This is a genomic window from Streptomyces sp. NBC_00310, assembly GCF_036208085.1.
Classification (GTDB): domain Bacteria; phylum Actinomycetota; class Actinomycetes; order Streptomycetales; family Streptomycetaceae; genus Streptomyces.
Map to the genome: position 1 here is coordinate 7,896,459 of NZ_CP130714.1, position 26,414 is coordinate 7,922,872.

At 69.9% G+C, this 26,414-nt stretch carries 22 protein-coding genes; 18 read left to right on the plus strand and 4 right to left on the minus strand.

Going from position 1 to position 26,414, the window contains the following annotated elements; genetic code table 11:
* The first annotated feature begins 144 nt into the window (after positions 1 to 144).
* From recG to mutM, 8 genes are all read left to right on the plus strand, one after another.
* Positions 145 to 2,352: an ATP-dependent DNA helicase RecG gene (recG, locus tag OG202_RS34695; protein WP_326576877.1), complete on the plus strand. Its 2,208-nt coding sequence runs from the start codon at positions 145 to 147 to the stop codon at positions 2,350 to 2,352.
* A 156-nt stretch (positions 2,353 to 2,508) separates the two neighbouring features.
* On the plus strand, positions 2,509 to 3,135 hold the full coding sequence (gene rsmD, locus OG202_RS34700) for a 16S rRNA (guanine(966)-N(2))-methyltransferase RsmD (protein WP_326585606.1): 627 nt from the start codon (positions 2,509 to 2,511) through the stop codon (positions 3,133 to 3,135).
* 26 nt (positions 3,136 to 3,161) lie between these two features.
* Entirely contained in the window at positions 3,162 to 3,641 is a 480-nt protein-coding gene (gene coaD, locus OG202_RS34705) for a pantetheine-phosphate adenylyltransferase (RefSeq protein ID WP_327727649.1), read from the plus strand.
* Positions 3,642 to 3,730: 89 nt separating this feature from the next.
* Positions 3,731 to 4,834 carry an ATP synthase F0 subunit B gene (locus OG202_RS34710; RefSeq protein WP_327732112.1) on the plus strand — a complete coding sequence of 368 codons (1,104 nt, stop codon included), beginning with the start codon at positions 3,731 to 3,733 and terminating at the stop codon, positions 4,832 to 4,834.
* A gap of 126 nt (positions 4,835 to 4,960) precedes the next feature.
* Positions 4,961 to 5,605, plus strand: a complete 645-nt coding sequence (locus OG202_RS34715; RefSeq protein ID WP_326585604.1) for a YceD family protein — start codon at positions 4,961 to 4,963, stop codon at positions 5,603 to 5,605.
* Positions 5,606 to 5,607: 2 nt separating this feature from the next.
* Positions 5,608 to 5,781, plus strand: a complete 174-nt coding sequence (rpmF, locus tag OG202_RS34720) for a 50S ribosomal protein L32 (protein WP_007493396.1) — start codon at positions 5,608 to 5,610, stop codon at positions 5,779 to 5,781.
* A 19-nt stretch (positions 5,782 to 5,800) separates the two neighbouring features.
* Complete coding sequence (rnc, locus tag OG202_RS34725) at positions 5,801 to 6,616, plus strand: ribonuclease III (protein ID WP_405895478.1); 816 nt, start codon at positions 5,801 to 5,803, stop codon at positions 6,614 to 6,616.
* Between the two features lie 240 nt (positions 6,617 to 6,856).
* Positions 6,857 to 7,717 (plus strand): bifunctional DNA-formamidopyrimidine glycosylase/DNA-(apurinic or apyrimidinic site) lyase, encoded by an 861-nt coding sequence (mutM, locus tag OG202_RS34730; protein WP_327727648.1) that lies wholly within the window; start codon positions 6,857 to 6,859, stop codon positions 7,715 to 7,717.
* Here mutM and OG202_RS34735 read toward each other — a convergent pair.
* Positions 7,690 to 8,130 (minus strand): winged helix-turn-helix transcriptional regulator, encoded by a 441-nt coding sequence (locus tag OG202_RS34735; protein ID WP_326576845.1) that lies wholly within the window; start codon positions 8,128 to 8,130, stop codon positions 7,690 to 7,692. The genes mutM and OG202_RS34735 overlap by 28 nt on opposite strands.
* Positions 8,131 to 8,221: 91 nt before the next feature.
* Positions 8,222 to 9,202 carry a CAP domain-containing protein gene (locus OG202_RS34740; RefSeq protein WP_326576843.1) on the minus strand — a complete coding sequence of 327 codons (981 nt, stop codon included), beginning with the start codon at positions 9,200 to 9,202 and terminating at the stop codon, positions 8,222 to 8,224.
* A gap of 189 nt (positions 9,203 to 9,391) precedes the next feature.
* Here OG202_RS34740 and OG202_RS34745 point away from each other — a divergent pair, with 189 nt between their 5' ends.
* The 4 genes from OG202_RS34745 to OG202_RS34760 all read left to right on the plus strand — a co-directional run bounded on the left by OG202_RS34745 (position 9,392) and on the right by OG202_RS34760 (position 15,759).
* On the plus strand, positions 9,392 to 9,673 hold the full coding sequence (locus OG202_RS34745) for an acylphosphatase (protein WP_327727647.1): 282 nt from the start codon (positions 9,392 to 9,394) through the stop codon (positions 9,671 to 9,673).
* A gap of 401 nt (positions 9,674 to 10,074) precedes the next feature.
* Positions 10,075 to 10,275: a hypothetical protein gene (locus OG202_RS34750; protein ID WP_005479841.1), complete on the plus strand. Its 201-nt coding sequence runs from the start codon at positions 10,075 to 10,077 to the stop codon at positions 10,273 to 10,275.
* A 223-nt stretch (positions 10,276 to 10,498) separates the two neighbouring features.
* On the plus strand, positions 10,499 to 14,125 hold the full coding sequence (gene smc / locus OG202_RS34755) for a chromosome segregation protein SMC (RefSeq protein WP_328224091.1): 3,627 nt from the start codon (positions 10,499 to 10,501) through the stop codon (positions 14,123 to 14,125).
* 215 nt (positions 14,126 to 14,340) lie between these two features.
* Positions 14,341 to 15,759, plus strand: a complete 1,419-nt coding sequence (locus OG202_RS34760) for a sugar porter family MFS transporter (protein WP_326576837.1) — start codon at positions 14,341 to 14,343, stop codon at positions 15,757 to 15,759.
* A 148-nt stretch (positions 15,760 to 15,907) separates the two neighbouring features.
* On the opposite strand, the gene OG202_RS34765 is transcribed toward OG202_RS34760, so the two are convergent.
* Positions 15,908 to 16,879: an LLM class flavin-dependent oxidoreductase gene (locus OG202_RS34765; RefSeq protein WP_327727645.1), complete on the minus strand. Its 972-nt coding sequence runs from the start codon at positions 16,877 to 16,879 to the stop codon at positions 15,908 to 15,910.
* A gap of 135 nt (positions 16,880 to 17,014) precedes the next feature.
* On the opposite strand from OG202_RS34765, the gene ftsY reads away from it, so the two are divergent.
* Positions 17,015 to 18,214: a signal recognition particle-docking protein FtsY gene (gene ftsY, locus OG202_RS34770; protein WP_326576833.1), complete on the plus strand. Its 1,200-nt coding sequence runs from the start codon at positions 17,015 to 17,017 to the stop codon at positions 18,212 to 18,214.
* A 115-nt stretch (positions 18,215 to 18,329) separates the two neighbouring features.
* Here ftsY and OG202_RS34775 read toward each other — a convergent pair whose 3' ends face one another.
* A complete protein-coding gene (locus OG202_RS34775) occupies positions 18,330 to 18,986 on the minus strand; it encodes a bifunctional DNA primase/polymerase (protein ID WP_327727644.1) in 657 nt (218 codons plus the stop codon).
* Between the two features lie 426 nt (positions 18,987 to 19,412).
* On the opposite strand from OG202_RS34775, the gene nsdA reads away from it, so the two are divergent.
* From nsdA to OG202_RS34800, 5 genes are all read left to right on the plus strand, one after another.
* Entirely contained in the window at positions 19,413 to 20,888 is a 1,476-nt protein-coding gene (gene nsdA / locus OG202_RS34780; RefSeq protein WP_326576830.1) for a transcriptional repressor NsdA, read from the plus strand.
* Between the two features lie 92 nt (positions 20,889 to 20,980).
* Entirely contained in the window at positions 20,981 to 21,955 is a 975-nt protein-coding gene (locus OG202_RS34785; protein WP_328224092.1) for a hypothetical protein, read from the plus strand.
* 317 nt (positions 21,956 to 22,272) lie between these two features.
* On the plus strand, positions 22,273 to 23,565 hold the full coding sequence (locus OG202_RS34790; protein ID WP_327727642.1) for an ammonium transporter: 1,293 nt from the start codon (positions 22,273 to 22,275) through the stop codon (positions 23,563 to 23,565).
* Entirely contained in the window at positions 23,562 to 23,900 is a 339-nt protein-coding gene (locus OG202_RS34795) for a P-II family nitrogen regulator (RefSeq protein ID WP_003997576.1), read from the plus strand. The genes OG202_RS34790 and OG202_RS34795 overlap by 4 nt, the downstream gene beginning before the upstream one ends.
* Before the next feature lie 26 nt (positions 23,901 to 23,926).
* On the plus strand, positions 23,927 to 26,377 hold the full coding sequence (locus tag OG202_RS34800; RefSeq protein ID WP_327727641.1) for a [protein-PII] uridylyltransferase: 2,451 nt from the start codon (positions 23,927 to 23,929) through the stop codon (positions 26,375 to 26,377).
* Positions 26,378 to 26,414 lie beyond the last annotated feature (37 nt).

Here is a 26,414-nt window from a genome sequence, read left to right on the forward strand (position 1 = left end):
TCCCGAGAGACGGTGACCGCGGACGGGAGGCGGTACGGACCCTGACACAGCCGGGCCCGGGAGTGCGTCATCCTAGGCGCGAACGACCCGTCTGACCAGCGGATTTCAAGGACGTATACGGGATTGTCAGTGCCGTGGTGTGCAATGGATCCCGTGCCCGCGCTCGAAGAACCGCTCAAGAACACGCTCGGCGCCGCCACCGCGAAGGTGATGGCCGAGCACCTCGGCCTGCACACCGTCGGTGACCTGCTGCACCACTATCCCCGCAGGTACGAGGAGCGCGGCCAGCTCACCCACCTCGCCGACCTCCCGATGGACGAGCACGTCACGGTGGTCGCCCAGGTCGCCGACGCCCGCCTGCACACCTTCGCCTCCGCCAAGGCCCCCCGGGGCAAGGGCCAGCGCCTCGAAGTCACCATCACCGACGGCAGCGGCCGCCTCCAGCTCGTCTTCTTCGGCCACGGCGTGCACAAACCCCACAAGGACCTCCTCCCCGGCACCCGCGCCCTCTTCGCCGGCAAGGTCTCCGTCTTCAACCGCCGACTCCAACTGGCCCACCCGGCCTACGAGTTGCTGCGCGGCGAGGAGGTCACGGAGACCGTCGACAGCTGGGCCGGCGCCCTCATCCCGATGTACCCGGCCACCGCCAAGCTGGAGTCCTGGAAGATCGCCAAGGCCGTCCAGACGGTCCTCCCGAGCGCACAGGAAGCCGTCGACCCCCTCCCCGACTCCCTTCGCGAGGGCCGAGGCCTGGCCACCCTCCCCGAAGCCCTCCTGAAGATCCACCGCCCGCACACCAAGGCGGACATCGAGTCCGCCCGCGACCGCCTCAAATGGGACGAGGCCTTCGTCCTCCAGGTCGCCCTCGCCCGCCGCCGCCACGCCGACGCCCAACTGCCCGCCGTCGCCCGCCGCCCCGCCCCCGAAGGCCTCCTCACCACCTTCGACGCCCGCCTCCCCTTCACCCTCACCGACGGCCAGCGCAAGGTCTCCAAGGAGATCTTCGACGACCTGGCCACCGAGCATCCGATGCACCGGCTGCTCCAGGGCGAGGTGGGTTCCGGGAAGACGATGGTGGCCCTCCGCGCCATGCTCGCCGTCGTCGACGCCGGCGGGCAGGCGGCCATGCTGGCGCCCACCGAGGTGCTCGCCCAGCAGCACCACCGGTCGGTGACCGAGATGATGGGCGAGCTGGCCGAGGGCGGGATGCTCGGCGGGGCCGAGCACGCCACCAAGGTGGTGCTGCTCACCGGGTCGATGGGTGCCGCGGGCCGCAGGCAGGCGTTGCTGGACCTGGTCACCGGCGAGGCCGGCATCGTCATCGGCACGCACGCGCTGATCGAGGACAAGGTGCAGTTCCACGACCTGGGCCTGGTCGTCGTGGACGAGCAGCACCGCTTCGGCGTCGAACAGCGCGACGCCCTGCGTGGCAAGGGCAAACAGCCGCCCCACCTCCTCGTCATGACGGCCACCCCCATCCCGCGCACGGTCGCCATGACCGTCTTCGGCGACCTGGAGACCTCGGTCCTCGACCAACTCCCCGCCGGCCGCTCGCCCATCGCCAGCCATGTCGTCCCGGCCGCCGACAAGCCCCACTTCCTCGCCCGCACCTGGGAACGCGTCCGCGAGGAGGTGGAGAACGGCCACCAGGCGTACGTCGTCTGCCCGCGCATCGGGGACGAGGAGGACGACCCGAAGAAGCCCGGCAGGAAGTCCCCCGAGGACGAGGCCGAGAAGCGCCCGCCGCTCGCCGTCCTCGCCGTCGCCGACCAGCTCGCCAAGGGCCCCCTCCAGGGCCTGAAGGTCGAGGTTTTGCACGGCCGTATGCATCCCGACGACAAGGACGCGGTCATGCGCCGCTTCGCCGCCGGCGAGACCCATGTCCTGGTCGCCACCACGGTCATCGAGGTCGGCGTGAACGTCCCGAACGCCACCGCCATGGTGATCATGGACGCCGACCGCTTCGGCGTCTCCCAGCTCCACCAGCTCCGCGGCCGGGTGGGCCGGGGCTCCGCCGCCGGTCTCTGCCTCCTGGTCACCGAGATGCCCGAGGCGAGCGCGGCCCGCCAGCGCCTCAACGCCGTCGCCGCCACGCTCGACGGCTTCGAACTCTCCCGCATCGACCTCGAACAACGCCGCGAGGGCGACGTCCTCGGCCAGGCCCAGTCCGGCGCCCGCACCAGCCTCCGCATGCTCGCCGTCATCGACGACGAGGAGATCATCGCGGAGGCGAGGCAGGAGGCGGCGGCCGTGGTGGCCGCCGACCCGGACCTGAAGAGCCTCCCGGGCCTGCGCACAGCCCTGGACGCCCTCCTGGACGAGGAGCGGGAGCAGTACCTGGACAAGGGCTGAGGACCGGTGCGCCCCGAAGGGGCGCGGGGAACTGCGCGACCAGCCACGACGGACCCGCAGTCGCCCATGCTGATCAGGAGGCACCCCACCAGGCGAATCCTCCGCTGACCCGCAGCCGTCCACGGCAGAACGCACCCCTCACCTCCGACTGCCAGACTGGACCCACAGCCGCCCCTCCTCCACCAAGGACGCAAGATGACCCGCGTGATCGCCGGCGCAGCCGGCGGACGCCGCCTGGCCGTCCCGCCAGGGACAGGCACCCGCCCCACCTCCGACCGCGCACGCGAAGGCCTCTTCTCCACCTGGCAGTCCCTCCTCGGCGGCCCCCTGGACGGCGAACGCGTCCTGGACCTGTACGCGGGATCGGGCGCGGTCGGCCTGGAGGCCCTCTCCCGGGGCGCCGCCCACACCCTCCTCGTCGAGGCCGACGCCCGCGCCGCCCGGACGGTCCGCGACAACGTCAGATCGCTCGGCCTCCCCGGCGCCGAGGTGAGGTCGGGCAAAGCGGAGCAGATCGTCCAGGGCCCGGCGCCGGACGAGCCGTACGACCTCGTCTTCCTGGACCCCCCGTACGCCGTCTCGGACGACGATCTTCGCGAGATCCTGCTCACACTCCGTACCGGGGGCTGGCTCGGCGAGGAAGCTCTCGTCACCGTGGAGCGCAGCACCAGAGGCGGTGAATTCGCCTGGCCGACCGGTTTCGAAGCCATCAGGGCCCGTCGCTACGGCGAGGGAACGTTTTGGTACGGTCGCGCCGCCTCTACGTGCGAAGACGCACGATGACCGGACCGGAGAGCGAGGGATCCCAAGTGCGCCGTGCCGTCTGTCCCGGGTCGTTCGACCCCATCACCAACGGACATCTCGACATCATTGGCCGCGCCTCCAAGTTGTACGACGAGGTCTATGTCGCGGTGATGATCAACAAGTCGAAGAAGGGCCTCTTCGAGGTCGAGGAGCGGATCGAGCTGATCCGCCAGGTCACCACCGAGTACGGGAACGTACGGGTGGAGGCCTTCCACGGCCTGCTCGTCGACTTCTGCAAGCAGCGCGACATCCCGGCCATCGTCAAGGGCCTGCGCGCGGTCAGCGACTTCGACTACGAGCTGCAGATGGCCCAGATGAACATCGGCCTCTCGGGCGTGGAGACCCTCTTCGTCCCCACCAACCCCACCTACAGCTTCCTGTCGTCCTCCCTGGTCAAGGAGGTCGCGACCTGGGGCGGCGATGTCTCCCACCTGGTGCCCCCGCTCGTCCTCGAAGCGCTGGGCGAGCGACTGAAGCACGACTGAGCGGACGAACGTCCCCCGCTGGCCGTACAGTCGACCCGACCGTCTCCAACCCGGCTGTAGAGAGTGGCGAGCACACGGTGGACCACACGGTGGACGTGCAGAAGAAGCTCGACGAGATCGTCTCGGTGGTCTCCGGCGCCCGATCCATGCCCATGTCGGCCTCGTGCGTGGTCAACCGCGCCGAACTGCTCTCCCTGCTCGACGAGCTGCGTGCGGCCCTGCCCGACTCGCTCGCCCAGGCGCGGGAGCTGATCGGCGACCGCGACACCATGGTCGAGCGGGCCCGCCAGGAGGCCGAGCGGATCATCGAGAACGCGCACGCCGAGCGCGGCTCCCTGATCTCCGACACCGAGGTCGCCCGCCGCTCCCAGAACGAGGCCGACCGCATCCTGGGCGAGGCCCGCCAGGAGGCCGAGGAGGTCCGCGCGGAGGCCGACGACTACGTCGACTCCAAGCTCGCCAACTTCGAGGTCGTCCTCACCAAGACCCTCGGTTCGGTGGGACGGGGCCGCGAGAAGCTCCTCGGTACAGGCCCCGGCCTCGACGGGCAGGGCTACGTGGACCCTGAAGAAGACGACGCCCCCGAGCGCAGCCACGACCCGGAGCAGCTCCGCCGTGACGCCGACGCCTACGTGGACGCCAAGCTCGGTGCCTTCGAGGCGGTCCTCGCCAAGACCCTGGACGCCGTCGGCCGCGGCCGGCAGAAGCTCCACGGCCGTATCGCCACCGACGACCTCGGCGCCCTCGCCCTGAACGACGACGGCACCTCCCCGCGGCCCACCAGCGACGCCGACTACCTGGCCGGGCTGGCCGACCTCTCGGACACCCCCGCGCAGCAGTCCCCCTCCGTGCCGGCGCACCAGTCGTACGGACAGCAGCAGGACACCTACGCGGCGACGGCGTACCAGCAGGACCCCTACGGCGGCTACCAGCAGCAGTACACCCAGCCCCAGCAGGCCGCCGACCCCTACGGCTACCAGCAGGCCGACCCGTACGCGGCCGGCTACCCGCAGCAGCCGGCGTACGACACGAACCAGGGACACCAGGACCCGCAGGGGCACCAGGATCACCAGGATCAGCAGGGGCAACAGGGGTACGCGCAGCCGCAGGCGAACACCCTCGACGAGACCAGCCTCTTCGACACCACCATGATCACGGCGGAGCAGTTGCGCCGCTACGAGCAGGGTCGCTGACAGCGGATTGGGCCGAAAGCGAATGGTCCAGTATCCTGGCTCTTCGGTCGCGTGTACGTCCGCGATCAACGCTGCCCGGGAAACATCGAAGGGTGGCGTCCTCAAGCTTCAAGATCGAAAGCAGGAATGGCCCTGAACGCCCGCCTCGACCACCGCAACCCTCTCGTGTTCGACACACACGAGCTGGGGCGGCGTCCTGGCGCGCTGCAGCGCCTGACCCGTGAGATCGACGCTCCGAAGGATCTCGGGATCCAGGGAGTGATCGGGGTGCCGGAAGGCGCCCCGGTGGAGCTCGAACTCCGCCTGGAGTCGGTCATGGAAGGTGTGCTTGTCACAGGCACCGCCCGTGCACGGGCCAAGGGGGAGTGCGTAAGGTGTCTGGAGCCGCTGGAGCTGGAGCTCGAAGCGGACTTCCAGGAGATGTTCTCGTACCCTGACGCCGACGACCGGGGCCGCCCCAAAGCGGAGCCGGCCGACGACGCCGAGGAAGACGAGGACAGGCTCTTCATCGAGGACGGCCTGTTCGACCTCGAACCCGTGCTGCGTGATGCGGTGGTGCTCGCACTGCCGATGCAGCCGGTGTGCCAGGACGACTGCCCCGGTCTGTGCTCCGAGTGCGGAGCGCGGCTGGCGGACGACCCGGACCACCACCACGACGCCCTCGACATCCGTTGGGCGGCACTGCAGGGACTCGCCGGTTCACTCGAAGACGGCGAGAAGGACGAGATGAGCGGCGCCGAAGCCGGTGTCGACGAGAAGCAGGAGAAGTAGCCGTGGCTGTTCCGAAGCGGAAGATGTCGCGCAGCAACACGCGCCACCGCCGGTCGCAGTGGAAGGCTGCGGTCCCCACCCTGGTTGCGTGCGAGCGCTGCCACGAGCCCAAGCTGCAGCACATCGCGTGCCCGTCTTGCGGCACCTACAACAAGCGCCAGGTCCTCGAGGTCTGAGCGGCTGGTGAGAGGCTCTATGTCTGACGCCAAGGCGGAGACCAACGCCAAGAAAAAGGCGGAGAACACAGCCTCGCCCCACACGCTTCTGGAAGGGCGGCTCGGCTACCAGCTCGAGTCCGCCCTTCTGGTGCGTGCGCTGACCCACCGTTCGTACGCGTACGAGAACGGCGGCCTGCCCACCAACGAGCGCCTGGAGTTCCTCGGGGACTCCGTCCTCGGCCTCGTGGTCACGGACACGCTGTACCGCACCCACCCCGACCTGCCCGAAGGCCAACTGGCCAAGCTGCGGGCCGCGGTGGTCAATTCTCGTGCGCTGGCGGAGGTGGGCCGCGGGCTCGACCTCGGCTCCTTCATCCGGCTCGGCCGTGGTGAAGAGGGCACAGGTGGCCGGGACAAGGCATCCATCCTCGCCGACACCCTCGAAGCGGTGATCGGTGCGGTCTATCTCGACCAGGGACTCGATTCGGCGGCGGAGCTGGTGCACCGCCTGTTCGATCCGCTGATCGAGAAGTCCTCGAACCTCGGAGCCGGCCTGGACTGGAAGACCAGTCTCCAGGAGCTCACCGCGACCGAGGGGCTCGGCGTGCCCGAGTACCTGGTCACGGAGACCGGCCCCGACCATGAGAAGACCTTCACCGCTGCCGCCCGCGTCGGAGGCGTCTCGTACGGCACCGGCACCGGCCGCAGCAAGAAGGAAGCGGAGCAGCAGGCGGCCGAGTCGGCCTGGCTTGCGATCCGCGCCGCGGCGGACGAGCGGGCGAAGGCGGCGGCGGAAGCCGCGGTCCTGCCCGACGAGTCCGCCGAGACTCCTTCGGACACTGCCCCGGCCTGAGGTCTTGCCGGGGGCTGCCGCCCCCAGACCCCTGCCCGGGGGTGAGGGGGCGGCTGCGGTGAGTGGGTACGTGCAGGTCGGTTCGCGGTTGCTCACGCAGTTCCCCGCGCCCCTCAAAACCTGGGGGCGCCCCCTGATCTTTTAGGGGCGCGGGGAGCTGCGCGAGCAACCACAACCCACCCGCAGCCGCCCCACGACATCACCCCCCACCCCTCTCGCGCTCACCCTCCGGAGGACCCCGTGCCCGAACTCCCCGAGGTCGAGGTCGTACGACGGGGTCTCGCACGCTGGGTGGCCCACCGCACCGTCGCCGACGTAGAGGTGCTGCACCCCCGGGCGATCCGCCGGCACCTGGCCGGCCCCGAGGACTTCGCGCACCGGCTGAAGGGCCACCTCATCGGAGAGCCCAGCCGACGCGGCAAGTACCTGTGGCTGCCCGTGGAGGACACCGGCATCGCCGTGCTCGCCCACCTCGGCATGAGCGGCCAACTGCTCGTGCAGCCGCACGACGCGGTGGACGAGAAACACCTCAGGATCCGCGTCCGCTTCGCCGACGACCTGCGCACCGAACTCCGCTTCGTGGACCAACGCACCTTCGGTGGACTGTCGTTGCACGACACCACCCCCGACGGCCTGCCGGACGTCATCGCGCACATCGCCCGCGACCCCCTCGACCCGCTGTTCGACGCCGAGGCCTTCCACCAGGCGCTGCGACGGAAGCGTACGACCGTCAAACGGGCCCTGCTCGACCAGTCGTTGATCAGCGGAGTCGGCAACATCTATGCCGACGAGGCCCTTTGGCGGGCGAGGATCCACTACGAGCGCCCCACCGCCGGGTTCACCCGCCCCCGCACCACCGAACTCCTGGGCCACGTACGGGACGTGATGAACGCGGCCCTCGCGGTGGGCGGCACGAGCTTCGACAGTCTCTACGTCAACGTGAACGGCGAGTCGGGGTACTTCGACCGCTCGCTCGACGCGTACGGCCGTGAGGGGCTGCCCTGCCGCCGCTGTGCCACGCCGATGCGGCGGCGGCCCTGGATGAACCGGTCCAGCTACTTCTGCCCGAGGTGTCAGCGGGCGCCGCGCGTCTCGTCGTAACGCTCGCGGGCCCGGAGGACGTCCTCCATGCGGTCCTCCACACAGGTGATGAGGGACAGCAGGCGCTCGGAGACCTCGCGGCCGAGCGGGGTGAGGGTGTAGTCGACGCGGGGCGGGTTGGTGGGCTGGGCCTCGCGGTGGACCAGGCCGTCGCGCTCCAGGGCGTGCAGGGTCTGGGAGAGCATCTTCTCGCTGACCCCGTCAACGCGACGGCGCAGCTCGTTGAAGCGGAGCGACCCCTCGTGCAGCGCGCCCATCGTGAGCACCCCCCAGCGGCCCGTGACGTGCTCCAGGGTGCCCCTCGACGGACAGTTCTTGGCGAACACGTCGAAGGGCAGATCGGCGAGGTTCCCGACGTCCGCGCCCGCGGCGGCCTGCGCGGGCGTCACGGCGGTCTGCGCGGCTGATTCCATACGTCGAGGATACTCCGGCGCAGCGCTAACCAGAAGGTTGCACTAACTCCTGGTTAGCGGGAGCTCGGAGGGCGCCTGACGGCGGACGGGCCTAGTAGCCGAAGTCCTGCGTCCACCACGGTCCGCCGTCGCCCAGGTGGACGCCGACGCCGAGGGTCTTGAAGTCGCAGTTCAGGATGTTCGCCTTGTGGCCGGGGCTGCTCATCCAGGCCTCCATGACCGCCTCGGCGGTGGCCTGGCCGCGGGCTATGTTCTCGCCGCCGAGGCCGGTGATCCCGAGGGCGGCCGCGCGGTCCCACGGGTCGGCGCCGTCGGGGTCGGTGTGGTCGAAGTAGCCGCGGAGGGCCATGTCCTTGCTGAAGATCTCGGCCAGCTTCGCCAGGTCGCTGTTGGCCGCCACCGGGCTGCAGCCCGCCTTGGCCCGCTCCTCGTTGACCAGCAGAAGGACCGCCGCCTCGGCCTGGGTCTCCGCGGAGACCTCCACCGGGGACGTGGTCTTCTTGTCCTTCCCCTTCTCCTTGGTGGGCTCGGCGGACGGCTTCTTGGTCTTCTTCGAGCCGGTGTCCTTGCCCGCCTCTTCGGAGGGCTTCTTCTCGGACGGCTTCTTCGAGGGGGCCGGGGTGTTCGACGGCGAGGCCTCGCGCTCGGCGTCACGGCTGGTGGACTCGTCCTCGCGCTGCTCCTGCGCGGCGCCGTCCGTACCGCCCTGCTGGGCCGCCGCACCGGTGGGTGAGCCGGCCGGCACCACCGTCTCGTTGCTGCTGCCCCCGCTGACCGTGTACGTGTCGCCACCCGGCAGCACCCCGGTGGCCACCGCGACGGTGCCGAGGGCGACGGCGGCGGAGACACCGAGCAGACCGGTCTTGACGGGGGTGACGGCCCTCTTCTTGCGGCGGCGGGACCCGCCGCCCCGCGACGCGGCCTGGGCGTCGGCTTCCAGGACCGCGGCGAACCCGTACAGGTTCTCCGGACCGTAGTGCGGCTCTTCGGAGGTGAAGCCCGTGTCGGTGACCCCGGCGGCGCGGCCCCCCCTGGCGGCGCGGCCGGCGGCGGAGCGTCGGTGGCGTCCCATGTCTTGGCCTTCCTCGTCCTTGCGTGTCCTGAGGTCAACGTTGGGGATCTCGTCAACGTTGTGATCGTCGTCTTCACGAATCTCACACGAAGGAGTGAGTTTCATATGAGATTCATTGGGTGGGGACGGTACAGCATGGCGCCAGGGGAGGGAGAGACCCAGGAGACATTGGCCCGTTAGCGTGCAGTCATGAGCGAGGATGTACGGCTGGCCGCCTGGGTGCGTGGACGGGTGCAAGGTGTGGGTTTCCGCTGGTTCACCCGGGCCAGGGCGCTGGAGATCGGCGGGCTGAGTGGTTTTGCTCTCAATTTGGCCGACGGACGGGTCCAGGTCGTCGCCGAGGGCCCCCGTGAGGCGTGCCAGGGGCTCCTGGAGTGGCTTGAGAGTGACGACACGCCCGGGCGCGTGGACGGTGTCACCGAGATCTGGGACACACCGCGAGGGGGGTACGACGGCTTCGCCATCCGCTGACCCCCTTCTGTAGGGCGGGCCGGGCGCGGGCGGAGGGGTGCGCCACCGGCATATGCCAGGAGCATGCACAAAACAGAAATGTGCAGGTGATTGCCAAGACGCACTTGTCATGGCAGGCTCCGAAGGAAGGATGATCCCCTCGCTCCGCCGGCCAGGAGAGGTCCCTGAATCGCCGCAGCGTCGCCCGCTCAGGGCCGCGCGGAACCGGGGTGCCCGCCGATACGGGGCGTGATCGTGTTGACCGTCAAACTTTTTGGTGAGACGCTAAAAGCAACCCCGCGCACCTTAGCTGTTTGGCATGAGAACGGCAGCAAAAACTCAACAGTGCCAAGCATCGCGGGTGCGATTCCCTCACGACCCACACCGCTTCGGTCGGTCATCAGTGTGGAGGACCATCCATCATGGCAAAGGCGCTTCTCGGTTACGTCGGCGGCTCCGATCCGCGACTCCTCGCCGAGATGCGACGGCTCCAGCAGCGCGTCCAGGACCTGGAATCCGAGCTCGGACGAATCCAGGCGGAGAACGACGCGCTGACGGCTGCCGCTTCTCACGACTCGCTCATGGAGCTCGACGCACGCCAGGCGGAGCCTGCGCTCACCTGATCACTGCATCGCACCACAACAGACAGCAGTGGTTGGGCTGCCCGTATCAACCGCTAAGTTGTCAGATCTGCAAGGGACGCCTTCTCTAGAGGCGTCCCTTCTTTCTTTCCCCCGAACCCCCGTGCTCCCTCACTCTCCCTAACGTCTGATGTGCCCTGCACGTTCATGTGCGAAACCGCGCGTTCATGGAGTGGGACAAGGCCGGAAGGTAGAGTCCAGCGCCGTGCACCTCAAGGCCCTGACCCTCCGTGGTTTCAAATCGTTCGCCTCGGCGACCACGCTCCGGTTCGAGCCGGGCATCACGTGCGTCGTCGGACCGAACGGTTCGGGCAAGTCCAACGTCGTGGACGCGCTCAGCTGGGTCATGGGCGAGCAGGGCGCGAAGTCGCTGCGCGGCGGCAAGATGGAGGACGTCATCTTCGCCGGCACCACCGGGCGGCCCCCGCTCGGCCGCGCCGAGGTGTCCCTGACCATCGACAACTCCGACGGGGCCCTCCCCATCGAGTACTCCGAGGTCACGATCACGCGGATCATGTTCCGCAACGGCGGCAGCGAGTACCAGATCAACGGCGACACCTGCCGCCTCCTCGACATCCAGGACCTGCTCTCCGACTCCGGCATCGGCCGCGAGATGCACGTCATCGTCGGCCAGGGCCAGCTCGACTCCGTCCTGCACGCCGACCCCATGGGCCGCCGCGCCTTCATCGAAGAGGCCGCCGGTGTGCTCAAGCACCGCAAGCGCAAGGAGAAGGCGCTCCGGAAACTGGACGCCATGCAGGCCAACCTGGCCCGCGTCCAGGACCTCACCGACGAGCTCCGTCGTCAGCTCAAGCCCCTCGGCCGCCAGGCCGCCGTCGCCCGCCGGGCCGCCGTCATCCAGGCCGACCTGCGCGACGCGCGCCTGAGACTGCTGGCCGACGATCTCGTACGACTCCACGCGGCGCTCCGCACCGAGGTCGCCGACGAGGCCGCGCTCAAGCAGCGCAAGGAGGCCGCCGAGGCCGAGCTGAAGAAGGCGCTCCAGCGGGAGGCACATCTGGAGGGCGAGGTACGACGGCTGAACCCGCGCCTGCAGCGGGCCCAGGAGACCTGGTACGAGCTCTCGCAACTCGCCGAACGGGTACGCGGCACGATCTCCCTGGCCGACGCCCGGGTCAAGAGCGCCACCTCCGCGCCTCCCGAGGAGCGGCGCGGCCGCGACCCGGAGGACATGGAGCGCGAGGCCGCCCGTATCCGGGAACAGGAGGCCGAGCTCGAAGCGGCCCTCGAGGCGGCCGAGCACGCACTGGAGGACACGGTCGAGCACCGCGCCGAGCTGGAGCGCGAACTGCTGGTCGAGGAACGCCGGCTGAAGGACGTCGCCCGCTCCATCGCCGACCGCCGCGAAAGCCTCGCGCGCCTCAACGGCCAGGTCAACGCGGCCCGCTCCCGCGCGGCCTCCGCCCAGGCGGAGATCGACCGTCTCGCCGCCGCCCGCGACGAGGCGCGGGAACGTGCCGTCACCGCGCAGGAGGAGTACGAGGTGCTGAAGGCCGAGGTCGACGGTCTCGACGCCGGCGACTCCGAACTGGCCGAGCGGCACGACGCCGCGAAGCGCGCCCTGGCCGAGGCCGAGTCCGCCCTCACGGTCGCCCGCGAGGCCACCACCACCGCCGAACGCCGCCGCGCCGCCACCCAGGCCCGCCACGAAGCCCTCGCCCTGGGCCTGCGCCGCAAGGACGGGACGGGCGCGCTGCTCGGTGCGAAGGACAAGCTCGGTGGGTTGCTGGGTCCGGCCGCCGAACTGCTGACGGTGACCCCGGGCCACGAGGTCGCCCTCGCGGCGGCCTTCGGCGCGGCGGCCGACGCGATCGCGGTGACCACCCCCGCCTCGGCCGCCGAGGCGATCCGACTGCTGCGCAAGCAGGACGCGGGCCGGGCGGCGCTGCTGCTGGCGGGGGCGCCGGAGGACCTGCCACCAACGGCGGCGTCCCGAAGGGGCGCGGGGAACGGCGAGACCAGCCACGACGAACCCGCGGACGGACGACCGCCCCTCCCCGCGGCCCCCGCCGGGCACTTCGCCGCCGACCTGGTCCGTGGCCCCTCCGACCTCATGCCGGCCGTACGCCGACTTCTCCACCGAGTCGTCGTGGTCGACACCCTCGAAGACGCCGAGGACCTCGTCTACGCGCGCCCCGATCTCACCGCCGTCACCGCCGAAGGCGACCTGCTGGGGGCGCACTTCGCGCACGGCGGTTCGGCCGGGGCGCCGAGTCTGCTGGAGGTGCAGGCGTCCGTCGACGAGGCGGCGGCCGAGCTGGAGGAGCTGGCCGTACGGTGTGAGGAGTTGGCCGAGGCCCAGGAGAACGCGGTCGAGCTGCGCCGGGAACGGGCCGGACTCGTGGAGGAGCTGGGGGAGCGGCGCCGGGCGGCCGAGCGGGAGAAGTCCGCGGTCGCCCAGCAGCTCGGGCGGCTGGCCGGGCAGGCGAGGGGCGCCGCAGGGGAGGCCGAGCGGTCCACGGCCGCCGCCGCCCGCGCTCAGGAGGCGCTCGACAAGGCCGTCCAGGAAGCCGAGGAGCTGGCCGAACGGCTCGCGGTGGCCGAGGAGATGCCCGTCGAGGAGGAGCCGGACACCTCCGTACGGGATCGGCTCGCGGCGGACGGGGCCAACGCGCGGCAGACCGAGATGGAGGCCCGGCTCCAGGTGCGGACGCACGAGGAGCGGGTCAAGGGGCTCGCGGGGCGTGCGGATTCCCTCGACCGGGCCGCGCGCGCCGAGCGCGAGGCGCGGGCGCGGGCCGAGCAGCGCAGGGCGCGGTTGCGGCACGAGGCGGCCGTCGCCGAGGCCGTGGCGTCCGGCGCCCGGCAGCTGCTGCGCCATGTGGAGGTCTCCCTCGCCCGCGCGGAGGAGGAACGCACCGCTGCCGACGCCGCCAAGGCGCGCCGGGAGCAGGAACTCGGCCAGGCCCGTAACGAGGGGCGTGATCTCAAGGCCGAGCTGGACAAACTGACCGACTCCGTCCACCGGGGCGAGGTGCTCGGGGCCGAGAAGCGGATGCGGATCGAGCAGCTGGAGACCAAGGCGCTGGAGGAACTGGGCGTCGAACCGGAAGGGCTGATCGCGGAGTACGGGCCCGATCAGCTCGTACCGCCGTCGCCACCGGCCGAGGGGGAGGAGCTGCCGGACGATCCGGAGCACCCCCGCAACCAGCCGAAGACGTTCCACCGTGCCGAGCAGGAGAAGCGGCTCAAGGCGGCCGAGCGGGCGTACCAGCAGCTCGGCAAGGTCAACCCGCTGGCGTTGGAGGAGTTCGCGGCCCTGGAGGAGCGGCACAAGTTCCTCAGCGAGCAGCTGGAGGACCTGAAGAAGACCCGCGCCGATCTGCTCCAGGTGGTGAAGGAGGTCGACGAGCGGGTCGAGCAGGTCTTCACCGAGGCCTACTGGGACACCGCACGGGAGTTCGAGGGAGTCTTCGGTCGGCTGTTTCCCGGCGGTGAGGGGCGGTTGATCCTCACCGACCCGGACAACATGCTCACCACCGGCGTCGACGTCGAGGCCCGTCCGCCGGGCAAGAAGGTCAAGCGGCTGTCGCTGCTCTCGGGCGGCGAGCGGTCACTGACCGCAGTCGCCATGCTCGTGTCGATCTTCAAAGCGCGGCCCAGCCCGTTCTATGTGATGGACGAGGTCGAGGCGGCGCTCGACGACACCAACCTGCAGCGGCTGATCCGGATCATGCAGGAGCTGCAGGAGGCGTCGCAGCTGATCGTGATCACCCATCAGAAGCGGACGATGGAAGTCGCCGACGCGCTGTACGGCGTGTCCATGCAGGGCGACGGCGTGTCGAAGGTCATCAGCCAGAGATTGCGTTAGTCGTTTTCGCGCGCGGGTAGGCGGGTGCTGATTCCGCTGCCGTTGCCATTTCTTCAAGAGTTGAACGCGATGTGATGAAGACTGCCCTTCCGTGACCTTCAGTCCCCTCTTGACTTCGAAAGTTGAAGGCATATTCTCTGGGGCGTTGCTTTTGCCTTCAAGTCGAAGGTTCCCCCCACATCGGCGACGTTGCCGGTGGTCCGAGGAGTACAGACGTGACCAGCAGTGCGCAGACATCCCCGACAGGAGTGCGGGACGCTCAGCCCGACCATCTCTCGCACGTGATCTTCATCGCGGCCGCCGCCGCGATGGGCGGCTTCCTCTTCGGCTACGACAGCGCCGTGATCAACGGCGCCGTCGAAGCCATCCGAGGCCGCTACGACATCGGCTCCACGGCTCTGGCGCAGGTCATCGCCGTCGCGCTGATCGGCTGTGCCGTCGGCGCGGCCACGGCGGGCCGGATAGCCGACCGCATCGGGCGCATCCGGTGCATGCAGATCGCGGCCGCCCTCTTCACGGTCAGCGCCGTCGGCTCCGCGCTCCCCTTCGCGCTGTACGACCTCGCCTTCTGGCGGATCGTCGGCGGCTTCGCCATCGGCATGGCGTCCGTCATCGGCCCCGCCTACATCGCCGAGGTCGCCCCGCCCGCGTACCGGGGCCGGCTCGGCTCGTTCCAGCAGGCCGCGATCGTCGTCGGTATCGCCATCTCCCAACTGGTCAACTGGGGCATCCTGAACGCCGCCGACGGCGACCAGCGCGGCGAGCTGCTCGGCCTGGAGGCCTGGCAGATCATGCTCGGTGTCATGGTCGTCCCGGCCGTGCTCTACGGCCTGCTCTCCTTCGCGATCCCCGAGTCCCCGCGCTTCTTGATCTCCGTCGGCAAGGACGAGCGCGCCCGTGAGGTGCTCGCCGAGGTCGAGGGCAAGGACGTCGACCTGGACGCCCGGGTCGCCGAGATCGAGTCGGCCATGCACAGCGAGCACAAGTCGACCTTCAAGGACCTGCTCGGCGGCAGCTTCTTCTTCAAGCCGATCGTCTGGATCGGCATCGGCCTCTCGGTCTTCCAGCAGTTCGTCGGCATCAACGTCGCCTTCTACTACTCCGCCACGCTGTGGCAGTCCGTCGGCGTCGACCCGAGCGAGTCGTTCTTCTACTCCTTCACGACCTCGATCATCAACATCGTCGGCACCGTCATCGCGATGATCTTCGTGGACCGGATCGGCCGCAAGCCCCTCGCCCTCATCGGCTCCGTCGGCATGGTCCTCGGCCTCGCCCTGGAGGCCTGGGCCTTCTCCTTCGACCTCGTCGACGGCAAGCTCCCCGCCACCCAGGGCTGGGTCGCCCTGATCGCCGCCCACGTCTTCGTCCTCTTCTTCGCCCTCTCCTGGGGGGTCGTCGTCTGGGTCATGCTCGGCGAGATGTTCCCGAACCGGATCCGCGCCGCCGCCCTGGGCGTGGCCGCCTCCGCGCAGTGGATCGCCAACTGGGCCATCACCGCGAGCTTCCCGTCCCTGGCCGAATGGAACCTCTCGCTGACGTACGTGATCTACACGGCCTTCGCCGCGCTCTCCATCCCCTTCGTCCTCAAGTTCGTGAAGGAGACGAAGGGCAAGTCGCTGGAGGAGATGGGCTAGCCGGCCCGTCGGCCACGCGCCTCCCCGAGTCCGGGGAGAAGGGCCAAGTCCCCGCTGCCCCTCTCCTCGTCCCCTCCGCCGTCCCGGCCCGACCACCGAGCGGGCCGGGACGGCGTTTCTCCGGGGCGCGAGGCGCGGGGCGTGGTGGTCAGCCGTCGAGCCGGGGCAGCACCCGCTCGGCGAACAGCCGCAGACCGCGCCACCCCTCCTCGACCGGCATCCCGCCGGCCAGCGGATGCAGTACGTAGCTGTCCAGGCCCAGCGCCACACACTCGTCCGGCGTCACGATCCGGTACACGCCCTCCGCGCGCAGCTCCGCCACCGTCGCCGCCCCCGACCGCACGGCCGACCGGATACCGGCCGACTGCCAGGAGGCGTACGTCCGCGCCTCGTGCAGGAAATGCCCGCCGTACTCGGCCCACGCCCGGTCCGGATCCTCCGCGACATGCAGCAACGGCGTCTCGGCGGCGGGCATCATCGTCCAGCCCTCGGTGCCGTACTCGACGAGCCGCTCCTTGTAGTACGCCTCCAGCTCCGGCAGATGCGCACTCGGGAAGAAGGGGAGCCCGAGGCGTGCCGCCCGGCGGGCCGCGGCCTTCGAGGAGCCGCCGACCAGTAGCAGCGGATGCGGCTCGGTGCCCGGACGCGGAGTGACACGGACCGTGCGCCCCCGGTAGGAGAACGGCTCACCGGTCCACGCCTGGAGCAACGTCTCCAACACCTCGTCCTGGAGCTTTCCGCGGCCCTTCCAGTCGACGTCGAACTGCGCGTACTCCTCCGGCCGGTACCCGATCCCGGCGACGGTCACCAGCCGTCCGCCGCTCACCAGATCCAGGACGGCGATGTCCTCGGCCAGCCGCAGCGGGTCGTGCAACGGCCCGATCACCGCCGACACCGTGACCGCGATACGCCGGGTGGCCCCGAACACCGCCCCCGCGAAGACGAACGGCGACGGCAGCCAGTTGTTCTCGACCCCGTGGTGCTCCTCCGTCTGCACGGTGCTGATGCCCTGCTCATCGGCGTACGCGGCCATCTCGACGGCAGCCCGGTAGCGGGCCCGGAGCGAGGCGGGCGTGGCGCCCGGCTCGACCAGATTGAAACGGACGACCGTGACGGGCATGGGGGACCCCCTTCGGGCGGCTGTGGAGGGGGACGTTAGCTGACGGTTCGTCAGGTATCCAGGGGTGTGGAAGGGCGCGTGCCCCCGTACGGCGATCGAACGCGGCGCGGGTCGGTCCCGCATACTGGCCTAGTTATGGAACTCATCCTTGCTGTAGTCATCGCCGTGGTCGTGCTCGGCGTGCTGGGCGGGCTCGTCGTAGGCGGCCGCAAGAAGAAGTCGCTGCCCCCGGCGCCCCCCACGACCCCCGACATCACCGCACCTCCGGCCGAGCCGCATATCGGCGACGAGGCCGAGACGCCGCGCGACGAACCGCGCCGAACGATCGAGGAGGTGGATCTCCCGGACGGCACGGCGACGGCGCCCGTCGCCGTCGAGGAGCCGCCGGCCGCTCCCGAGATCGAGATCCCCGAGCCGACCGCCGGCCGTCTGGTACGGCTGCGCGCCCGGCTCTCCCGCTCGCAGAACGCGCTCGGCAAGGGGCTGCTCACGCTGCTCTCGCGTGAGCACCTCGACGAGGACACCTGGGAGGAGATCGAGGACACCCTCCTCACCGCCGACGTCGGCGTGCAGCCCACCCAGGAGCTGGTCGAACGGCTGCGCGAGCGGGTGAAGGTGCTCGGCACCCGCACCCCCGTGGAGCTGCGCGCGCTGCTGCGCGAGGAGCTGCTGACGATTCTCGTCCCCGAGTTCGACCGCGTGGTCAACACCGACTCGCCGCTCGACACCCCGGGCATCGTGATGGTCGTCGGCGTCAACGGCACCGGCAAGACCACCACCACCGGCAAGCTCGCCCGGGTCCTCGTCGCCGACGGCAAGAACGTCGTCCTCGGCGCCGCGGACACCTTCCGTGCCGCCGCCGCCGACCAGCTGCAGACGTGGGGCGAACGGGTCGGCGCCCGTACCGTGCGCGGTCCCGAGGGCGGCGACCCGGCGTCCATCGCCTTCGACGCCGTGAAGGAGGGCATCGAGGAGGGCGCCGACGTGGTCCTCATCGACACCGCCGGCCGGCTGCACACCAAGACCGGCCTCATGGACGAGCTCGGCAAGGTCAAGCGCGTCGTCGAGAAGCACGCGCCGCTGGACGAGATCCTGCTCGTCCTCGACGCCACCACCGGTCAGAACGGCCTGGTCCAGGCCCGTGTCTTCGCCGAGGTCGTCGACATCACCGGCATCGTCCTCACCAAGCTGGACGGCACCGCCAAGGGCGGCATCGTCATCGCCGTCCAGCGCGAGCTGGGCGTACCCGTCAAGCTCGTCGGCCTGGGAGAGGGCGCGGACGACCTGGCACCGTTCGAGCCGGAGGCGTTCGTGGATGCGCTTATCGGCGACTGACCTCCGAGCCACATACGAAAATTCTCATGTGAGACAAACGGTGGCACAAAAGCGCCCGTCCCCGGGCTGCAGGTCGGGGACGGGCGCTTCGCTGTGCAGGGACGAGGGGCTGCGGTCAGGCCCGCGACCGGTGGGCCACGTACGCCAAGGTCCCCAGCAGCAGCCGCGCGGCCGGTGGCCTCGTCGCCGAGTCGAGGGCGGGGGAGCGGAGCCAGCGGACCGGGCCGAGGCCACCGCGGTCGGAGGGCGGCGCGGTGACGTGGGTGCCGGGGCCGAGGCCGCGCAGGTCGAGGGCGGACGGGTCGTCCCAGCCCATGCGGTAGAGCAGGGTGGGCAGCTCGGCGGCGGCGCCGGGGGCGACGAAGAAGTGGGCGCGACCCTCGGGGGTGGCGATCACGGGGCCGACGGGGAGACCCATGCGTTCGAGGCGGACGAGCGCGTGCCGGCCCGCCGACTCGGCGACCTCGATCACGTCGAAGGACCGGCCCACCGGGAGCATCAGGGAGGCGCCGGGGAACTCGGCCCAGGCCTCGGTCACCTCGTCGAGCGTCGCTCCGGCGGGAACGGGAGCCGCGAAGTCGAGTGGATGCGCGCCGGGCGCGGAGCAGGTGGTCCGGCCGCACGAGCACGCGCCCGAAGCCGCCCGCGCGCCGGGGGTGACGTCCCATCCCCAGAGGCCGGTGAACTCGGCCACGGCCGTGCACTCCGAGGAACGCCCGCGTCGACGCGTGCCGGATCGCATCTCCCGGATGCCGCCGATCGTGAAGCCCATGCCCCCTCCAACGGGTCCAGCGCGCCGGTGGTTACGCGGCGGAGTCGGAATGCGACGCTCTGTTTCCGCATGGGTGGCGCACTTCGACATTCCAGGTGGTGCGGTCTGCGACACGCGCCCCTGAATGCATCGCTCCGCCCACTCTCGGCCGTCATGTGTCAAGTGAATCGCGTGCGGGCGACCGTTAGTTCATTCGAAGGGGTGGCGAATGGTGGCGTTTCTCGAATCGCCGTGGCCGGACGCGTGATCGTAGGATTACTTTGAGTGCACGAGGTCTGGGGACGTGTGCGCCCGTGGGTATGCCGGGGGCAAGTCGTCTTTCCGTTCGATGGGTGACAGGGGTCGGACGTACGGCGTGGTAACCGGCATTCTGGTAGGGCTTGGCGCACACAGCGCACAGGTGGTTTCAGGGATGGGGGCGTTCCAGTGGGCGGCAACGGCGGAAGCGGCACGAACGCTGAGAAGCGCCCGAACGAACTGCTGGGCTCGTGGTTCGTCCGCAGCGGCTGGTCCAAGGGCGAGCTCGCCCGGCAGGTGAACCGCCGGGCCCGTCAGCTCGGTGCCAACCACATCTCCACCGACACCTCGCGCGTACGGCGCTGGCTCGACGGGGAGAACCCGCGCGAGCCGATCCCGAGGATCCTCTCCGAGCTGTTCTCCGAGCGGTTCGGCTGTGTCGTCGCCGTGGAGGACCTGGGGCTGCGCGCGGCCCATCAGTCCCCGTCCGTCTCCGGTGTCGACCTGCCCTGGACGGGCCCGCAGACCGTGGCGTTGATCAGCGAGTTCTCGCGCAGCGACCTGATGCTGGCGCGGCGCGGCTTCCTCGGGAGCTCGCTCGCCCTGTCCGCGGGCCCGGCCCTCATCGAGCCGATGCAGCGCTGGCTCGTCCCCGTGCCCCCCGCCCCGCGCGCGGAGCCCGAGCCGTCGGCCGCCGCCCGCCGCGCCGGCCGGCTCTCCAAACCGGAGCTGGACCTCCTCGAGTCCACCACGGTGATGTTCCGGCAGTGGGACGCCCAGTGCGGCGGCGGTCTGCGCCGCAAGGCGGTCGTCGGCCAGCTGCACGAGGTGACCGACCTCCTCCAGGAGCCCCAGGCCGAGGCCACCACACGGCGGCTGTTCAAGGTCGCCGCCGAGCTGGCCGAGCTGGCCGGCTGGATGAGCTACGACATCGGCCTCCAGCCCACCGCCCAGAAGTACTTCGTCCTGGCCCTGCACGCGGCCAAGGAGGCCGGCGACAAGCCCCTCGGCTCGTACGTCCTGTCCAGCATGAGCCGTCAGATGATCCACCTCGGCCGGCCCGACGACGCCCTCGAACTGATCCATCTCGCCCAGTACGGCAGCCGTGACTGCGCGAGCCCGCGCACCCAGTCGATGCTGTATGCGATGGAGGCCCGTGCCTACGCCAACATGGGCCAGCCCGGAAAGTGCAAACGGGCCGTGCGGATGGCCGAGGACGTCTTCGCCGACGCCGAGGAATGGGACGACCCGGACCCCGACTGGATCCGCTTCTTCAACGAGGCCGAGCTGCACGGCGAGAACTCCCACTCCTACCGCGACCTCGCCTATGTCGCCGGCCGCAGCCCCACCTACGCCTCCCTCGCCGAACCCGTGATGCGCCGGGCCGTCGAGCTCTTCTCCACGGACACCGAACACCAGCGGTCCTACGCGCTGAACCTCATCGGCATGGCCACCGTGCACCTGCTCCAACGTGAGCCCGAGCAGGGGGCCGCCATGGCCCAGCAGGCCATGGAGACCGCCAGGAAAGTGCGTTCCGAGCGGGTGAACACCCGTATCCGAAAGACCGTCGACACGGCCGTACGCGATTTCGGCGGCCTCACCGAGATCGTCGACCTCACCGACCAGCTCGCCGTCCACCTCCCCGAGACCGCCGAGGCGGTCTGACCCCGGCCCGCCGCATCACGCGGGCCCCTCTGCTCCGGCCGCGGCCGGCCATCCCGACTGCCCGACTCGGCTCCCCCATGCCAGGTCATCGGATGGCCGCCGTGGTCGGTTCTCCTTGCTCGTCCGGCTTCGTCGTCCGTGCAATCCGGGTCGTCTGCAAAAGGTTGCGCTGCGATAACCATCGTCGTGGTTGGTGTCAGCGGTCCCGCGTGAAATGGGAAGAGGAATCCGGCATGTCTCACATTCGGGTCGATATTTCTTCGGGAGGGGTTGTTCCTGTTGGAGTGGAGTGGTGTTTTCGGATTGACATGAGTATGTCGCACTGGCAACCTTTTCCCCTGCGGGCCGGAACTCAGCGGCTTGTTGTTGATGGCGCTCGACCAGACGCCATCTTTCACGGGGAACGGGGAATTCTTTCCATGTTCAAAAAAACGTCGGTTTCGGCTGCCCTGGCGGGCCTCGCGGCGGGTCTGTTCGTCATGCTTCCGGCTTCTGAGGTCAATGCCGCCACGTGGACGACGCACACCAAGAAGTACTCGCAGACGAAAAGCTTCTACTCCAAACCGCTCAAGCGCTGCGTTCGCACCACCCTGTCCGGTAAGGTGACCTTTAAGTACGGTTACATTGTGGGTCGATACACCTACAAGGACATCAAGATCATCGAGCCGAAGATGACGACGAAGGTCCTGACCAAGTGCTCGGGTGGTAAGGCTGCCACCACCACGAAGATGGAGATGACCCAGCGCTGGTACGAAAGCCGTAAGTGCGAAATGGACGTCGACGTCTCGGTGGGTGCCCCGTGGAGCGTCTCGGCGACCCCGACGGTGGAGTGCGGCTCGCGCAAGGCTGGCACTCGCAAGTCCGTGTACGGTAACAAGAACAAGACTTACACCCAGTCCAGCACGGGCCGGCCGGTTTACTTCAAGGGGAAGCTGGAGATTCGGCACGCGCCCACCGGCAAGAATGACCGGAGGTTCTGCATGTCTGGTCGTCCGACGGTGCAGGCGTACATCAAGAATAACTCCGATGCTTGGGCGCAGACGATGAGGTTCTGCTTCAAGCCGTAAAAAAGCGGAAGTAACCAATAAATCGAAAGGGTTCCCGGTGTTGAATTCTGACACCGGGAACCCGCTTTTTCGTTGTGCGGCGCAGCGGAATTCCGGGTAGGTGGTGCTCCGGGGCGGGTGGCGCACGGAAGGTCTCATGGAGATAACGGAGAAGTTCCCACAGGGCTTGGATTTTACATAGACGTAACATCATTGGCCGGTTGGTTACGTGGCTGAAATGTTCCGTAGCGTCGATGGAAACCGGGTTTGGCGAGTCTGTGGCGCATCTTGGCCCCGACGCCCGCACGGGCCGTTCCAACGACGAGGAGACACCGGCATTGAACGGCACAGATACCGGATTCGTATTGATCAGTGCAGCGCTCGTCATGGTGATGACGCCTGGACTGGCGCTCTTCTACGGTGGCATGGTCCGCTCCAAGAGCGTGCTCAACATGCTGATGATGTCCTTCATCTCGCTTGGCATCGTGAGCGTGTTGTGGGTGCTGTACGGGCACTCCCTCGCCTTCAGCGGTGATTCGGGCGGCTTCATCGGCAACCTGGACATGATCGGGCTCAAGGGCGTCGACGCCGCCAGTACCACGGCCAGCTTCGTGACGGACGAGAACGGCAAAGCGCACCAGATCGCGACGTTCGCCTTCTCTCTCTTCCAGATGCTGTTCGCCGTCATCACTGCGGCCCTGATCAGCGGCGCCATCGCCGACCGCGTCAAGTTCGGCGCGTGGATGATCTTCATCGGCCTATGGGTCACCGCGGTGTATTTCCCGGTCGCCCACTGGGTCTGGGGCGGCGGCTGGCTCGCCAGCCTCGACACCCCGGTGATCGACTTCGCCGGTGGTACCGCGGTCCACATCAACGCCGGTATCGCCGCGCTCGCAGTGGTCCTCGTGATCGGCAAACGCGTCGGCTTCAAGAAGGACCCGATGCGGCCGCACAACATGCCGCTGGTCCTGCTTGGCACCGCCCTGCTCTGGTTCGGCTGGTTCGGCTTCAACGCCGGCTCCGAGCTCGGCGTCGACGGCGTCACCGCCCAGATGGCGATCAACACGCAGGTCGCGACCGGTGCCGCCATGCTCGGCTGGCTCATCTACGAGCGCATCCGGCACGGCGCCTTCACCACGCTCGGCGCCTGCTCCGGTGCCGTCGCCGGTCTCGTCGCGATCACCCCGTCCGGCGGCAACGTCAACATCTTCGGTGCCCTGCTCATCGGTGTCGTCGCCGGTGCCGTCTGCTCCTGGGCCGTCAGCCTCAAGTACAAGCTCGGTTACGACGACTCCCTGGACGTCGTGGGCGTCCACCTCGTCGGCGGTGTCCTCGGCACCCTGATGGTCGGCTTCCTCGCCATCGACGGCAAGGGCGGCTGGGACCAGTTCCTGTCGCAGGCGATTGGTGCTTTCTCGGTGATGGGCTACACCTTTGTGGTGACCTACATCCTCGCCTTCGCCATCCAGAAGACGATCGGCTTCCGCGCCTCCGAGGACGACGAGATCAGCGGCATCGACCAGGCCGCGCACGCCGAGACCGCATACGACTTCAGCTCGGCAGCCAGTTCCCACATGTCCGCCACCCCGAGCAGCGTCGCTGCCACTGAGAGCAAGAAGGTCGGGGCATGAAGCTGATCACCGCGGTCGTCAAGCCGCACCGGCTCGACGAGATCAAGGAAGCCCTGCAGGCCTTCGGGGTGCACGGCCTTACGGTGACCGAGGCCAGTGGGTACGGTCGGCAGCGGGGCCACACGGAGGTGTACCGGGGTGCCGAGTACACGGTGGACCTGGTTCCCAAGATCCGTATCGAGGTGCTCGCCGAGGACGACGACGCCGAGCAGTTGATCGACGTCATCGTCAAGGCCGCCCGCACCGGCAAGATCGGTGACGGCAAGGTCTGGTCCCTCCCGGTCGAGACGGCCGTTCGGGTCCGGACCGGCGAGCGCGGCCCGGACGCGCTCTGATCGAAGAGAAGAACAGGAGTCGCTGGGTGACGAGTACGGACGTACGTACGGATGCAGAGGACTCGGGACCCAGCGGCTATGCGGCGGCCCGGCTGCGCCTCCTCCAGGAGGAGGCGCAGTCCGGGCCGCCGCGCCGTTCGGCCCTGGCCGAGCTGACCGACGACTGGCTCGCCGGCCTCTTTGGGGCGGGCGCCGCCGAGTCGCGCGGGGTCTCCCTCGTGGCCGTCGGAGGATACGGGCGCGGCGAGCTCTCGCCCCGCAGCGATCTCGATCTGCTGCTCCTGCACGACGGGTCCGACGGGGCGGCGGTGGCCGCGCTGGCCGACCGCATCTGGTATCCCGTCTGGGATCTGGGGCTGGCCCTCGACCACTCCGTGCGCACCCCCGCCGAGGCCCGCAAGACCGCCGGCGAGGACCTCAAGGTGCAACTGGGGCTGCTGGACGCCCGGCACATCGCCGGTGATCTGGGCCTGACCGCCGGACTGCGGACCGCCGTCCTCGCCGACTGGCGCAACCAGGCGCCCAAACGCCTCCCGGAACTCCAGGAGCTGTGCGCCGAGCGGGCCGAGCGGCAGGGGGAGCTGCAGTACCTGCTGGAACCGGACCTCAAGGAGGCGCGCGGCGGACTGCGCGACGCCACCGCCCTGCGCGCCGTCGCCGCCTCCTGGCTCGCCGACGCCCCGCGCGAGGGGCTCGCCGACGCCCGGCGCAGGCTCCTCGACGTACGGGACGCGCTGCATCTCGCCACCGGCCGCGCGACCGACCGGCTCGCGCTCCAGGAGCAGGACCAGGTCGCCGCCGAGCTGGGACTGCTGGACGCCGACACCCTGCTGCGCCAGGTGTACGAGGCGGCGAGAGTCATCTCCTACGCCAGTGATGTGACCTGGCGTGAAGTGGGGCGCGTGCTGCGGTCGCGCGCCGTGCGGCCCCGGCTGCGCGCCATGCTCGGCGGTGCGAAGCCGGCCCCCGAGCGGTCGCCGCTGGCCGAGGGCGTGGTCGAGCAGGACGGGGAGGTCGTGCTCGCGCGCGCCGCCCGGCCCGATCGGGACCCGGTGCTGCCGCTGCGCGCCGCCGCCGCTGCCGCCCAGGCCGGACTGCCGCTGTCCCTGCACGCCGTACGACGCCTGGCGGCCGCTGCCCGGCCGCTGCCCACACCCTGGCCCGCGGAGGCGCGCGAGCAGCTCGTCACCCTGCTGGGTTCCGGACGCCCGACCGTCGACGTCTGGGAGGCGCTGGAGGCCGAAGGCCTCATCACGCACCTGCTGCCCGACTGGGAGCGGGTGCGCTGCCGGCCCCAGCGCAACGCCGTGCACATCTGGACCGTCGACCGGCACCTCATCGAGACCGCGGTCCAGGCCTCCGAGATGACCCGCCGGGTCCACCGGCCCGACCTCCTGCTCGTCGCCGCGCTGCTGCACGACATCGGCAAGGGCTGGCCCGGGGACCACTCCGTGGCCGGCGAGATCATCGCCAAGGACGTGGCGGCCAGGATCGGCTTCGACCGCGAGGACGTGGCGGTGCTCTCCACCCTCGTACGCCATCATCTGCTGCTCGTCGACACCGCCACCCGGCGTGACCTGGAGGACCCGGCCACCGTCCGGTCCGTGGCCGACGCCGTCGGATCGCCGGGCACGCTCGAACTGCTGCACGCGCTGACCGAGTCGGACGCGCTGGCCACCGGGCCCGCCGCCTGGTCGTCGTGGCGTGCCTCGCTCGTGTCCGAGCTGGTCCAGCGGGTCGACGCGCTGTTCGCCGGGGACGCCCCGCAGGAGCCGGAGCCCGGCGAGATCAGCGCCGAACAGGAGCGGCTCGCCATCGAGGCGTTCCGCACGGGCGGCCCGGTGCTGTCGCTGCGCGCGCAGACGGAGGCCGCCCCCGAGGAGAAGGACGAGAAGGCCGACCCCGAGCCGCTCGGCGTGGAACTCCTCATCGCCGTCCCCGACCAGGCGGGCGTCCTGCCCGCGGTCGCCGGCGTTCTCGCCATGCACCGGCTCACCGTGCGCACGGCCGAACTGCGGACGTTCGACCTCCCGGACGGCGTCGAGGGCTCGGTACTGCTGCTGAACTGGCGGGTGGCCGCCGAGTACGGCTCCCTGCCCCAGGCGGCCCGGCTCCGCGCCGATCTCGTCCGGGCCCTGGACGGCTCGCTGGACATCGCCGGGCGACTGGCCGAGCGGGACGCGGCCTACCCCCGGCGGCGGGGTGTCGTCGCGCCCCCGCCGCGCGTCACGGTTGCCGCGGCGGCCTCCCGACACGCCACGGTCATCGAGGTACGCGCCCAGGACGCACCCGGGCTCCTGCACCGGATCGGGCGCGCCCTGGAGGACTCGCACGTACGGATGCGCAGCGCGCACGTCAGCACGCTCGGCGCCAACGCCGTGGACGCCTTCTACGTGACCGGGCCGAAGGGGGCACCGCTGCCGGGCGACGAGGCGGCGTCCGTGGCGCGGAAGCTGGAGGAGACCCTGCGCGGCTGACACACGACGGGTACGGGGCCCGCCCGGCCCCGTACCC